Origin of the sequence: Marinobacter sp. DY40_1A1 (genome assembly GCF_016597815.1) — a bacterium.
In the GTDB taxonomy this organism is placed as follows: domain Bacteria; phylum Pseudomonadota; class Gammaproteobacteria; order Pseudomonadales; family Oleiphilaceae; genus Marinobacter; species Marinobacter xiaoshiensis.
Map to the genome: position 1 here is coordinate 68295 of NZ_VCHA01000008.1, position 13079 is coordinate 81373.

Sequence of the window (13079 nt, forward strand, 5' to 3'; positions counted from 1 at the left end):
GGAACCACCATGACGCAACACGAGCAGTTGGCCGGCTACCAGAATGATCTGGACTACCTCACGGACGTTCTGGAACTTATCACCCTGCAGATGGAGCAGGCTGTTGCCCAATTTCGAGCAGTAAGGGGTGACCACAACCGTGAAGGTTTTCTTGGCCTGTTTCTTAACGATGAAGACATCAACCGCACGCTGACACAACTCAAAACTGTAGAAAGGCCACCAGCAACTCCGCAAAGCATTCGCCACTTGCGCCAGAACATCATTCTCAAAACCCGAGCCACCGCGCGAAAGCTGCCTCCCCAGGCACTTGCCGAATCTCTTGGCCTTGGGCAGCAGGAATCAGACCTGGTCCTTTACCTGCTGGCCGGCGAGACCGACCCTCGTTTCAATCGTGTATGGGCATTCCTGCAGGACGATGTTCAGCGACGTTATTTAACACCCGGGCTAGTAGCACACCTTTCTGATCTCCCCCAATCCAACCACACGGCAGTGAATATTCGAGCCATGCTGTCTGCTGAGGCGCCACTGCTCGAACACAAAGTCATTTCCATGGGGGAGCCAAACCGGCCACTCCTTGAACGCCCCCTTAAACTGGATGACCGCATTGTCGACTTTTTATTGGGCCGCGATACTGTCGACCGGGAGTTGTCGGGATTATTAGAGGTTTTACCCTATCCCCAGCCCCGTGTTCGCCCGCCACTGCCTGAGGCTCTGCACTCGGTGATTCGTCACCTTAAAAGCAGTCAGCCCATGCCACCTTTACACTTAACCGGCGAGCCGGGCCAGGATCATGAGCTTTGGCTGGCACGCAAACGCGGTCAGAACTTACTGCGGTTGCGAACAGCGGAATTGGCAAGAAACCCGGACTGGCGCGAAAAGCTCATTTACCTTCGGCGCGAGCAACTGCTACGGGGTAGTCTTTTAAGCGTGCCAACGGCTGAACAGCTTTCTGGCGAACAGCAGTCGAGCCTGTTGCAAACCATTTCCGATAACCTTGTGCTGCAAACGGAAAATCCCGGTGCGTTTCCGGCAATTTCATCAGCAGTAGAAATAGCCCTTCCTTCAGCTACCCCCGGCATTCGCGAGCTGGCTTGGCAACAGCACCTTCCCGATTACTGGGTGGCACACCAGTATGACGGGATGATTCGAGATCTTGCCCTGACATACCGGCTGACACCTGCCCGTATTGCAGATGTTAGCCAACGGTTAGGCAATTCCCTCAGACTCGACCCCACTATGGGTGCCTTGGATCTCAAAGCAATGTGCAAAGCTGCAGCTGCAGAAACCATGTCCAGTGGTGCCCAGCGCATGAAGTGCGGGCAGACCTGGGAACAACTGGTACTGCCTTCTGCAAGCAAGAAACTACTTGAAGAATTGATTCTCCGGGCAAGCTATCAGCAGCAGGTATTGCAGAATTGGGGTATGGAGCAACTATTTGATCAGCAGCCCGGGTTAAGCGCTCTGTTTGTAGGTCCCTCAGGGACAGGGAAAACTCTTGCGGCGGGCGTGATTGCCCGATCGCTGGGGCTTGAGCTTTTCCGTATCGACCTGGCCACGGTAGTCAGCAAATACATCGGCGAAACCGAAAAAAACCTTCAGAGAATTTTTGACAATGCTACCCGAGCCGATGTGGTGCTCTTCTTTGATGAGGCGGATGCCTTGTTCGGCAAACGCTCCGAAGTGAAAGACGCCCACGATCGCTATGCCAATATCGAAACCAGCTATTTGCTGCAAAAAATCGAGGCCCATACCGGAGTGTGCATACTCGCCTCAAACCTGGCGCAGAACATTGATGAAGCATTCATGCGACGCATACAGGTAGTGGTGGATTTCCCCCTACCCGGGCCGAAGGAGCGGGAGACAATATGGCGGCAACTGCTCACAACCTCAGCCCCAACAAGAGAGAATCTGGATCTGCCTTTTCTGGGTCATCAGTTCGAGCTTACCGGAGCCAACATCAAAAGCATTCTGTTGCTGGCCGGCTGTTATGCAGCTGGAGAACAGCAGCCTATAGGTATGGACCACCTGGTTCAGGCCATTGCAAGGGAATACAGCAAACTGGGCAAGCCCCTGACCAAGACCCTGTTCGGCCCTTACTACAGTCGATTAAGGCAATGAGACCAAACCATGAGCCAGCCTCCTACTACAGTCAACACTCAGGTGCAGCGCCCTACCCCAGGCACTCATACTCAAACGGTGCCTGCGGCCCAGCAACCACAGAGTGCAGAGCAAGGTGCCAGCAATGCCGCGGTTACTGGCCTGATGGAAGATGGCAGTTTTATGGTTGGGCTGGGGCGCGGCATCCGCATCAGTGCCGACACCATTGAGGGCGAGAACCAGCTAAGTGCTGATCTAACCACCCTGAACTTGGGTATTCCGGGATTGCACCTACAAGCATTCAGGTACAACAGCCGCCGTAACAGTGGGCAGCTGGAGGCCAAACTTTCAGTTCCTTTCATGGAATCCGGCAGAGCAACACTGGCACTCGACAACAGCGGCCTCGCAAGCCTCAGAGGTGAAATCACCGCCGCTGCCCAGTTACCTGCGCTGAACAACCCCACACTGACACTATCCCTGGATGAAAACCGTGAATTGTCTGCCGCTGTGGACATTTCGGGAGCAAGTCTGGTTCCGGCGCGCATGAGAAATCTCTCTGTCACTGGCAGCGGCCGGATTGAACTGACCCAAGGAAAGCTCAACGGCAATCTTAACTTTGATCTGGAATATGAAGGCTTGGGCTCCGGCCAGGTCAATATGCGTTTTACCGAAAGCGGTCGTTTGGCCGGTGGCGGCCATGCACTAGTCACCCAGCCACTGCTAGCCGGTATTCGGGCAGAGCTTGGTATTGATGAAGCAGGTGATCTGGCCGGCAGCGTATCGCTGCCGGCATCGCGGCTGGAGCCCCCCATACCTGGCCTTTCTATTGCAGAGGGCACCGTTACTTTGGCCTACCGAAACCAGCAGCTTTCCGGCGACATCGCGGGGGTAAACCTCCGTTACCGTGAATTGGGTGATGCCACCCTGAACGGAAGGTTCAACGGCGATCATGCGGAGGGTAGTGGCGAATTTAATGTGGCTATTCCCGGCCTTTCTCAAGCTACTGGTAGCATCGGGTTCAACAACCAGGGCAGATTTCATGGTGGGTTTCAGCTTGCTGCAAATGATTTTCCCGAGGGCCTGCCCATTGAGTCCAGCGAAATTGCCGGAAGCCTCAATGAATCCGGGGAATTAAGCTTCAGTGGCAAGGCTGTTATTACCCTGGCAAGCGTAGGCCGGGGCGAATTTTCTGCCGCCTATGAAAACGGAAGCACACGAATCTCTGCGAACGTAGAACTTACCGACCTGCCCGGGCTGGAATCCGCTACTGTTCTGATCTCTCTCAGTAATGGCCAACTGGAAGGCGAAGCTGACATAGAGGTAGACAGCGAAGCACTACCTGGTATTGGCACGCGCCTGCATATCACTTACCGCGAAGGCCTTTGGTCTGCGGAACAGCAGGTCGATTTCAGCGTGGACAATAACCGGTTGCATGGAACCGTAACTCTCGGGGTTGCTCAGGATGAAGATGGAAGCCTCAATGTGCACGGTGGAGGCGACGTAACTGCAAAGATTGCCCCAAACCTTGAAGGTACCCTGGCCCTTACCATAAACCCGGAAGGAACCATCGATACCCGTGGTGAGATTCGCGTACCGGATCCCGTTGAACTATTTCCTGAAAAGCGGCTGGAAAAAGAGCTGTTCAGTCACAGCCAGAATATTCCCCTGTGGGCGATACTGGTTGCAGTTATCCGTATACGCGCAGGAATGAGAGCCGGCATAGGCCCTGGTGAGCTGCGCAACATAGTCGTTGCGGGTGAATACACTATCGGCGAAGAAGAGCTTCCATCCTTCTCGGTAACCGGCGAGCTTTATATCCCGGCATTTGCGGAAGCCTACTTGGGAATTGGTGCAGGCCTGGGGCTGGATGTCGTCCTGGGCTCCCTCACTGGTGGGATCGAGGGCATGGCCACTGCTGGTATTTATGGAGCCATTTCCGTAGTTCCAGAGTTGGCCTATGAGAATGGTGATTACATGATTAACGGCACCGCCACCCTCGCCGGTGCCGCTAAATTCAAACTGGGTCTCAATGCCTGGGCGGAAATCGAGGCCCTATGGGTTACTGTATGGGAGAACGAATGGGAGCTGGCGGAATGGGTCTGGGATTTAGGGCCAACCCTGGCCTTGCAAGCCAGGCTCAGTTACAACTTCTCTAACCCCGAACCCCCGAGCCTGGAAGTGGAAACCGGCGATATACCAAATGCCGATCAATTGATTCAGGATGCCATGCCCAAGGATGGCCCGCCCTCCTCTGGCGCTCGGGACGCCATGAGAAATCGCGCAGAATGGAGTGGTCCTGCCCGGCAGCCCGGCAGCGACAGTGAGCTACCTGACCAGCTTGCAAACCAGGCCGAGGGCTCACCCAGACTCCCCGGCCGCCCCTCCGCGCGCGGTGGTGGCCGACCTAGTGAGGACCAACACCGGGAGCAGCAAGCCCTGACTCAGCGCGAGTTACAGGGACAGACCGAGCAAGCTAACCCGGAAAGTGAGCAGACAGCCAGCAGCGAGAACTCAGTTGCGGAGACAGAGACACCTCCCCAACAGCGAACCCGGCATCCCGCCTCGCCGAACCTTGCCAGCCTGGATGAGCCCCCAGTGCCTATGCCAAGAACAACCGCGCAGCAGCACGAGGATCTGCAGGCGGCCAGTAAAGTATTGAAGCTAGCGTTCCGGCAGGCGGAGGATTCAGAAGATCTTAAAACCCGCTACTTTGCAAAAATTCGCCAACGTTACCAGCTAAACCGGATCCGCTTTGTTGAAAAAGGTGATAACACGGCTGTGGAGCTGGCAATCAACCCCGAGTTGGATGTTCTGGAAACAATTGAGGCAACCGGGCTGGGCCTGGGAGGCAAGCAAACCCGGATAAGGTACGGAACAGAGTCGGTGATGGGGCACACCGTGGGCGTACTAATGGAAGCTGAGCTGGGACCGGACCACCCTTCCGGCAGTGATGCCAATGGTATCCACTCGCTTATGAACAAACTTACCACAACCCCCACGAATCTGGCTGGCGATCGACGCTACATACGCGGACATCTCCTGAATGGGCAGCTCGGAGGCGAAGGCTCAGACATGAACCTGTTTCCGATCACCCACCAGGCCAATATGGCGCACCGTGATCAGATTGAAAACAAAGTAAAAGACTGGGTCAATATAAAGCGCTACTGGGTAAATTACCGAGTGAGCCTGGAAACTCTTGGCGATCCTGTTCTTAGCCACCCGCAAGAGAACAAAACACTCAATTTTATCAACTGCCACATGATCTGCGAAGCAGCAATTATTACCCTGGACAACAAACAGGTTAATAAGGTCGAAACCACGATAATTTCCAGGTACACACTGCCGGCTGAAAGCGACCGGGAAAATCCGAACTCCATGGCCAATGTCGAAGCAAATACGGATTATTTCGAGGCATCTCCTTCAGACAGAAATGTTGCCGACCGCAGGAATGTAATCCAGGCAAGACAAATTGACGGTGACGCTACTATTAATGAACAAACCGGCAGCCGCACCTATAGGCGCAATGCGCTAATCAGCTCGGCTATTGCCGGTGCCCGTGCACGGGGCTCCAGTAAGGATAAGGTCAAGGAGGCTGCGATGGTGAGTGGCATTGGAGATGAAAGGGCAAGAGTTTTGTTAAAGATTTATTGGGAACCCGGCCCTGATGTTCTCACCGGGCTTACCACGGCGGAAAAAAGTGCACTCACCACCATAGACAGACTTGCTGGAAATATTATTGAAAGAATTAAAGCCCTGGGCAACGAATCCTGATAAGCCTGCCTACCCGGCAAACAGTTTACGTACTGCCAAGACATGCTATATTCAAAGATGCAATGCTGCGGTGCGCGACGACTGGAGGGCAGCAACACGCTGATCCCGTTCCCTTAGTCGGTCGGTGAAGAGGCAAACCAAGCGATCCCGGGCAGAAGGTTACGCAAACTCAGGGTCTATTCGGGCGTCATGCGCTAATCAGTCACTAAGACTGGGCAATTGACTCTCTCGGAAAAGCTCTATAGAGAATGCTGGCTCGAAGCTCACATGGGTTCTGCGCCTCACAGGTAAATTCATCGGCTGACAACGGTTAACACTGTCGACGACTCAAGCGGTTGGCCGGTGGATGATCCACCGGCCTGCTATCGTCCCCTCTCAGGCTTACTGCCAATGCCACAGTCAGCCCCTTGCGTTTGGCCTCAAACATAGCTGCGTCGCTGGCTTCCATCAGGGATTTTTGGGTTTGTCCATGCTCTGGGTACAGGGCTATTCCGATACTTACACCAACGCTGATGATGTGTCCGTGCACATCCAGAGGCTCAGTGATGGCTTTAGCAATACGCTCAGCCACTGCGCAATACTCGCTCTCTTGTTCCAGGCCAACAACAATCCCGAAGAACTCATCGCCACCGATGCGTGCAATGGTATCCATAGAGCGCACGATGCTCGATATTTTCTGGGCAATCACCTGAAGAACTATGTCACCCACTGCATGACCATAACGATCATTGATCGGTTTGAACCTGTCCAGATCAAGGTACATGCAGGCAAACGTCGTTCCTTGGCGAATGGAGGTATTCAAAGCAACCTTAAATCGGTCGCTCAGGAGAAGCCGGTTAGGCAATTTGGTAAGTGAATCATTGCCTGCATAAAACCGTAGCGTTTCGTCTTTTATGCTGCGTTCGGAAAAATCGCTCAAAATTAGTGTAAAATGAGCGGCTGCATTTTCCGTTTTATTCACTTTCGTTATCGCAGCCCACGTAGCCTGAATGCCACCTTCTGCGTCCCGCAGCCATAACTCTCCGCGCCAGTTTCCATCCGCTTCCAATGCTGGCCAGATAGTCGACGCAAACAAATCTTCGGAACGGCTATCCAGGGAAATCTCATCAAGACGCCGGCCAACCCAAGCGGCCCTGTTATTCCGAATAATGCGCAAGAATGATTCGTTTACGTCTTTAATCACGCCATTGGCATCGGCAATAACAATTGCCTCGCCACTGAATCGATAGACCGTAGACCATCGCCTTAACTGATTCTCCCGCTCTATTTGCTCAGTAACGTCGTTGAATGAAACAACCACCTTGGCCCGCCCAGGCTCTTCACAACCTTCAGAGTGGACTGATCGTGAATTGATGGAAATCCAGCGGTATGAGTTCCATTGGGAATTATGAACACCCATCAACACTTTGCTGCATGCCTCTCCCGAACGCAGAGTAATCGACGCAGGATGCGCCTCTGGAGGAAATGGAGTCCCGTCGGGGTGTATTGATTGCCAGTGCGGATCTCTAGGCGCCCTGCCCGCTAGCTCATCTGTGCTCATGCCAAGGATGTCGGCTGCCCGTGGGTTGTGCGCGATGATTCGGCCTGCTTCGTCATGGACAACAACCCCTTCTTCCAGGCTATCCATAGCAACCCGATATAGGGCCTCACTCTTGGCCAGTTCGTGCTCAAGACTGACCTGCTCTGTGACGTCTCTGGATATCGTCTGAAGCTCCAGAACTTCACCTTTGTCATTCTCGATTGGCTGGGTTAGCGTTTCGAACCAGATGTACTTTCCCGAAGCGTGGCGGATGCGATAACGGATCCGGATATTTCCTTCCCCGGTTACCGCGGGCTGATGGGTTTTACTTCGGATAAGTGTCTTGTCGTCCGGGTGGAACAGGTCATAAGGGTTTGTTCCGACAAGCTCCTCTGGGTCGTAGCCGAGAATCCTTTTTACGGATGGGCTGACCCATACATAAAGCCCATCCAATGAATGGAGCGCCACGAAATCACTCATGTTCTGAGCTACACGCTCGTAGACACTGTCGGTTAGGAGCATTGGTAAGTGCGGCCGAAGTTGTTGACTCAACGTTTCAATCTTTCGTGGGAATTTACCCTACTACAGGAGGGAATACTAATGACTGACGTTAGCCGCTCATGTTGCCATTTGTTCCTGGTGTCTCCAAGGTGCACTTGTTCATGACTTTTCTTGCGAATGGGTGGGGCTATACTAAATTAATAGTAAGTACATTCACTTGTTGGTCAGGCCGTGCTGCCACTCCACGGAACGTTCAGAGGCCTGAATTTATGACAATTAAAAAACTGCTGCCAATCACCTTTGCATTCGTTGCAATCGGCACTGCCCTTGCTTCAACACCGGCATACTCGGCCACACTTGATGCCAGAACCACCCCTCCTGACCGTGGAATGCTTCAACTCGGTGCATTGTTCGTTTTTGATTCGGACACAACCTTTTCTGCTAGCGGCTCCAACTTGGGGCTTGGCACGACGATCGACTTTGAGGAAGACCTGGATGGCGACTCCGCAATAACCACCCCAACCCTGGAGTTTTATTACCGGTTCACAGACCACCACAGAATCGAGTTGGGAGCGTTCCAGTTGGAGCGCAAAGGCAGCCAGGTATTGAACAGAAGCTTCACGTTCAAGGATCGAACATTTTCGACGAGCAACCAGGTGGACAGTCGAATTCAAAACAACATTTACAAGCTGGCGTATGGATATAGTTTCTACCACTTGGACAAAGTTGAGCTGGCAATATCTGCAGGGCTCACCGTGTTGGACTATGAGGTCGAACTGGTATCCGCTGTCGGGGGAATCACAGAAGCTGCATCGACGACGGCCCCCATGCCCGTCTTCGGGTTTAGAATGGACTATTCGGTTACACCACGCCTGACCGCCAGATTCCGTACTGACAGTTTCTACTTCGACTTTGAAGACAAGGTTCGTGGTTCACTACTCGATATCCAGGTAGGCTTGGAATATCGCGCACTTGATAGCTTTGCACTTGGTGCTTCGCTATCGCGTCTTGCTATCGCTGTTGATGTGAACGACACAAAGTTCAAAGGCCGGGTAGATGATCTTTATCGCGGTGCCCGGTTATACGGCGCATTCTTCTTCTAAAACCAGAGAGACCAACAATGCACAAGCGTCTTGCACTCTTCAGGGCCCTGCTCGTCTGTAGCGTCGGCACACTTTCACTAACAGGTTGTGCGGTGGGCGGCTCACCCAAGCTTGGTGTTGATGATGCCTGTGCCAGCCTTAAGGCCATAGCGGCGGATTACGAGAACGGATTCGACAAGTTTAAAGGCTCCGGATCCAACTACCGTTCTTTCAAGCTATACAGTGCCAAGGTGGAGCTGGTTAAAGGGCATTGCGAAATTTGGGAGTGGGCGGGTGGTGAATTAGCCTACTCCTGCTCGGCAACCACGCCACAAAGTGAAGTGGCCGAACAGCGTTATTCTGCAACAAAGAACTTCGTTCAGGCATGTGTGGGTAACAGCTGGAAACAAAAAGAAGTAGAGCGGGAGCAAGACGGAAGTCCCCTGGGGCCCGCGACCATCTTTACCTCACCTTCTGTACCGGGGCTTATTATATCTGTACAGAACAACGTACCCCCCAAAGCCCACCGACAGCTTCAGAGCAACGTTCTTTACATTGGAAGTAAGGGAAAGCACCCAATGTAGAGCGCTTTCGAGTAACTGCAAAGCCGCCTGATAAAAGGCGGTTTTGCGTTGCTACGGGAGGCTACTGACTAACTTTAGCGTGCCATCGGCTTTGGCGTGATTTCCACATAAACTGTCATAATTCTATTTTCAACAAGATCGTCGATGCGGCTTGTGAGAGACGAAAGCTCCACCTCAACTGCCGTTTCTTCTGATTGACCAAACTTGCAATCGAAACCCCAGTATTTCACGCCTTCTGGCAGGGGCTTTTTACGTTCATTCTTCAAAAACTTTTTGATGTCGTGCTTGATAGAATCGACAAGGCGCGGCACTTTAATTTTAGGATGGTCTAGCTTAAAGGTCTTTTTCATTGGAATCCTGCTGGAATGGGCAGCCACTGCGAATGCTGGCTTGGTTCAATGGCGCGCAGTGTAAAGGCTATGGTGAGTTTCTACCAACAATAGCAGATCCGGATATTAAGATGAGCAGCTGTAATGGGAAGCGCCGCCAATGCCGAAGAGTTCCAGAGGTTTCAACCGGTAGTACTTATCTTCAACGTATTGCGTTTGCTCGGCGTATGGCTGCGTCATCACCTCCTGCAGTTCTCGGAGCAGCCTGTAATCTCCCTTTGCCGCCTGCTGGTACGCCGGCACCAGATGCCACTCCCGCAGGCTGTATTTCGGGTTAACACGCTTCATCTCGCGGGAAATCTCTTCTCCAGAGCGCACAGAGGCTGTGCTTTTCGAAGTGTTGCTACCCAGCAGCGCTTGCCACTGGCCAAGCCACGCAGCCCAACGTTGGTCCAGGCTTTCTGATTCCGCCTGGTAAGCCGGGCTTTTATAAAAACTCTTTTGCAGCGGGCCTATATCATTCGGCAGCTCTGAAAGCTCACGGAAAAATAGCGTGTAATCCACTGGTGTTTGCGCCATCAGTACAGCCAAGCCGCGAAACAACTCCGGGTTAAATTTATCCAGCCCAAGCTTGGCTGCCCACATCTTTTCCATCTCGGTCTGCATAACTCCGGCAAAGCCCTCTCTGATTTCGTCGAGTTGTTGCAGGCATTGCGGGTGCGCAGCCAACAATGGGCGCAAGGCCACGCAAAACATGTGGAAATTAGCCTCGGCGGCCATTGGCTGGTTCAAAAATGAGTAGTGCTCTCCCCCGCCCGTCCAGGGCTGAAAACGTGGATTGAAAGCATCGCAGAAGCCGAAGGGGCCGTAGTCCAGAGTATAGCCGCCGGCAGCACAGTTATCGCTATTGAAGTTGCCCTGGCAGAAGCCGACCCGAATCCAATTCGCCACCAATGACGTGAGCCGACTGCGAAATTCCTGTGCCAGCGCCACAACCTTATCAGGCGTTGTCAGGGTATGCTCAATTACTGCATGGTATTCACGTGCAATCAGGTGCAACACAATCTGCTCGAGTTCTTCCAGGGCTTTCGGGTGTTCATTTTTTCGGGCTCGACGCCCGAACAACTCGAGTTGGCCGACACGAATAAATGATGGTGCCACCCGGGTTGTGATCGCCACTGGGTCTGATACCAACATATCCGGATCCCGTGCCCGTGAGCCTTCAGAATACCAAGGCCGCCTGACTTTCTCCGTTTTCGACACGTACAAGCTTAATGATCGTGACGTGGGAACGCCGAGCGCATGCATATGCTCCTGTGCGAGAAATTCCCGAACACTGGAACGTAAAACGGCCCGGCCATCGCCGCCACGACAGTAGGGTGTGCGGCCACCGCCTTTTAACTGCATTTCCCAGCGTTGACCGCTGATCACCGCCTCCAAAACCGAGATGGCACGGCCGTCGCCGTATCCGTTACCGGTCTGAAACGGGCACTGTTGAACATACTCGGTGCCATATATAGACAAGGCGTAGCCGCAAGCCCACCCCGTTTTGTGCATGGGCGCTGGAACAAACGACAGGTCGCCTGAAAACACACGCATAAAGTCAGCAGACTGCGCCAGTTCGTCGGCAAGACCTAGCTCGCGAAACAGAGTGAAACTGTGGGCCACGTATTCGGGACTTTCTATGGGCGTCGGAGCAACCGGAACATAGTGGCCACTGAAGACTTGTCTTGGCTCGTGATCCTGCCCGTCCGGGTTCGCCTCCGGGTCGCAGTTCATCGTGTCCATCAGCGAAAAATCAGCGAGTTTTGCCAGTTCATTGAGGGTTGTGAGCATAGCTTAAACCAGCACCTGCCGTGTTGTAGCAATATAGTGATGCACCTGCCGCTCGGTTTCCGGATCAACCATGTTTTCCGGGCGACGTTCGCGGGGGCATGGCATGCGGGGTGTTGTGCCAAACAGCCGACATATCAGCGGGCGCTCCTCGTACACAGTGCATCCATCTGGCCCCAGGTGTACGCAATTGAACTCCTTCAATGCCGCTTCATGTTCTGCAGCTGATTTAACGGGCAGGCGGGAGATTTCTTCTGAAGACGTTGTCACCGGGCCACAGCAGTCGTGGCATCCCTTCACGCATTCAAACGTTGGAATACGCTCGCGCAGTCGCGCGATGATGTCTCGATTACGATACATTGATGATCACCGTTTGGCTCTCTGCCACTTGTCGTATGTAGGTATGCCCTAAGATACAATGCCCGGCTGCCACTTTACCAATCCGGGAAATTTGTATTTCATACCTGAACCCACACCTGCAACGGTGATTCATTCTCGCCGGAACGTCGTTCTGATCATATTCTCCCTGGCCAATGCGATCGGCCCCTGGTTGGGTGGCATGGCCATCAATGCGGGGCAGACCAGAGCGGCCGTCATCAGGATGCCTCGCCACCAAGGCAGTCGCTGCAGGTTATTCGCCGCTTCCCGCCACGAAAGGCATAACCAAAGTACGATAGGAATTCCGATCAGAACGATGGCCAACGGCCCTTTGGACAGGAGCCCGATCACCATTCCAAGAAAGAAAATCCATCGCCACAGACCTCCCTCTCCTGCCATCACCAAACAGAAGCTGACGAGAGTAAGGGTTGTACCCAATGCCAGGAAGGCATCTGTCATAACGGCGCCAGCACTGATGTAAGTGAGCGCCATGGTTGCGAAAACCAGGCAACTCCATTGAGCAACCTGCACACTCCAGATTTGCCGCGCCAGTCGCCAAACAAGCCACACCATAGCGACCGTTGCCAGCCAGGCCGGAAACCTCAGCGAAAACTCCGAAACACCAAAAACCTTGATGGCCGCCGCCTGCGTCCAGAACGACAAGGGCGGTTTACCCCAAAAAGGTACGCCGGGCTCAAACCACGGCGTAATCCAGTCACCGGTTTCCGCCATCAGGCGGGCAATTTCCGCGTAACGCGACTCGGTGGTATCGGCAAAAGGGAAAAGTGCCATGCCTATAAAGCGACTAACCAGCACAGCAACCAGGATCAGCAGCCAAACATTAAACCGCTTTGACATGTCGCACCCTCGTTGTTTTACGATGCGCCTGTTGGCGTGTACCACTCAGGTTTTCGATCACCTCATCTGTCAGGTACACCGGGCGCTGCTTTGATTCCATGTAAGTCTTGCCGACGTATTCGCCCAC

9 protein-coding genes are annotated in these 13079 nt (G+C 53.5%); 4 read left to right on the forward strand and 5 right to left on the reverse strand.

The features are described 5' to 3' along the window. Window positions 1–9 precede the first annotated feature (9 nt). Both FFI61_RS17110 and FFI61_RS17115 read left to right on the forward strand, forming a co-directional pair. Entirely contained in the window at window positions 10–2118 is a 2109-nt protein-coding gene (locus tag FFI61_RS17110) for an ATP-binding protein (protein WP_200371852.1), read from the forward strand. 9 nt (window positions 2119–2127) lie between these two features. Continuing rightward, on the forward strand, window positions 2128–5868 hold the full coding sequence (locus tag FFI61_RS17115; protein ID WP_200371853.1) for a DNA/RNA non-specific endonuclease: 3741 nt from the start codon (window positions 2128–2130) through the stop codon (window positions 5866–5868). Between the two features lie 310 nt (window positions 5869–6178). Here FFI61_RS17115 and FFI61_RS17120 read toward each other — a convergent pair whose 3' ends face one another. Further along, the gene (locus tag FFI61_RS17120; RefSeq protein WP_200371854.1) at window positions 6179–7909 is read right to left on the reverse strand and encodes a bifunctional diguanylate cyclase/phosphodiesterase; all 1731 of its coding nucleotides are present in this window, start codon (window positions 7907–7909) and stop codon (window positions 6179–6181) included. Window positions 7910–8157: 248 nt separating this feature from the next. Here FFI61_RS17120 and FFI61_RS17125 point away from each other — a divergent pair, with 248 nt between their 5' ends. Next, complete coding sequence (locus FFI61_RS17125) at window positions 8158–8991, forward strand: hypothetical protein (protein WP_200371855.1); 834 nt, start codon at window positions 8158–8160, stop codon at window positions 8989–8991. Between the two features lie 17 nt (window positions 8992–9008). Beyond that, window positions 9009–9554 (forward strand): hypothetical protein, encoded by a 546-nt coding sequence (locus tag FFI61_RS17130; protein ID WP_200371856.1) that lies wholly within the window; start codon window positions 9009–9011, stop codon window positions 9552–9554. Window positions 9555–9628: 74 nt separating this feature from the next. Here FFI61_RS17130 and FFI61_RS17135 read toward each other — a convergent pair whose 3' ends face one another. The 4 genes from FFI61_RS17135 to FFI61_RS17150 all read right to left on the reverse strand — a co-directional run bounded on the left by FFI61_RS17135 (window position 9629) and on the right by FFI61_RS17150 (window position 12952). After that, window positions 9629–9904, reverse strand: a complete 276-nt coding sequence (locus FFI61_RS17135; RefSeq protein ID WP_200371857.1) for a DUF6172 family protein — start codon at window positions 9902–9904, stop codon at window positions 9629–9631. Window positions 9905–10009: 105 nt separating this feature from the next. Further along, complete coding sequence (locus FFI61_RS17140; RefSeq protein ID WP_227715027.1) at window positions 10010–11719, reverse strand: protein adenylyltransferase SelO; 1710 nt, start codon at window positions 11717–11719, stop codon at window positions 10010–10012. Window positions 11720–11722: 3 nt separating this feature from the next. Next, window positions 11723–12076, reverse strand: a complete 354-nt coding sequence (locus tag FFI61_RS17145) for a YkgJ family cysteine cluster protein (protein ID WP_200371858.1) — start codon at window positions 12074–12076, stop codon at window positions 11723–11725. A gap of 129 nt (window positions 12077–12205) precedes the next feature. Further along, window positions 12206–12952 carry an ArnT family glycosyltransferase gene (locus tag FFI61_RS17150; RefSeq protein ID WP_227715028.1) on the reverse strand — a complete coding sequence of 249 codons (747 nt, stop codon included), beginning with the start codon at window positions 12950–12952 and terminating at the stop codon, window positions 12206–12208. Window positions 12953–13079: the final 127 nt, after the last annotated feature.

Bases quoted from the DNA above. Each gene is read 5' to 3' on its own strand.
- FFI61_RS17130 (WP_200371856.1), top strand. From the start codon at position 9,009: ATGCACAAGCGTCTTGCACTCTTCAGGGCCCTGCTCGTCTGTAGCGTC.
- FFI61_RS17145 (WP_200371858.1), bottom strand. From the start codon at position 12,076: ATGTATCGTAATCGAGACATCATCGCGCGACTGCGCGAGCGTATTCCA.
- FFI61_RS17150 (WP_227715028.1), bottom strand. From the start codon at position 12,952: ATGTCAAAGCGGTTTAATGTTTGGCTGCTGATCCTGGTTGCTGTGCTG.
- FFI61_RS17120 (WP_200371854.1), bottom strand. From the start codon at position 7,909: ATGCTCCTAACCGACAGTGTCTACGAGCGTGTAGCTCAGAACATGAGT.
- FFI61_RS17140 (WP_227715027.1), bottom strand. From the start codon at position 11,719: ATGCTCACAACCCTCAATGAACTGGCAAAACTCGCTGATTTTTCGCTG.
- FFI61_RS17115 (WP_200371853.1), top strand. From the start codon at position 2,128: ATGAGCCAGCCTCCTACTACAGTCAACACTCAGGTGCAGCGCCCTACC.
- FFI61_RS17110 (WP_200371852.1), top strand. From the start codon at position 10: ATGACGCAACACGAGCAGTTGGCCGGCTACCAGAATGATCTGGACTAC.
- FFI61_RS17125 (WP_200371855.1), top strand. From the start codon at position 8,158: ATGACAATTAAAAAACTGCTGCCAATCACCTTTGCATTCGTTGCAATC.
- FFI61_RS17135 (WP_200371857.1), bottom strand. From the start codon at position 9,904: ATGAAAAAGACCTTTAAGCTAGACCATCCTAAAATTAAAGTGCCGCGC.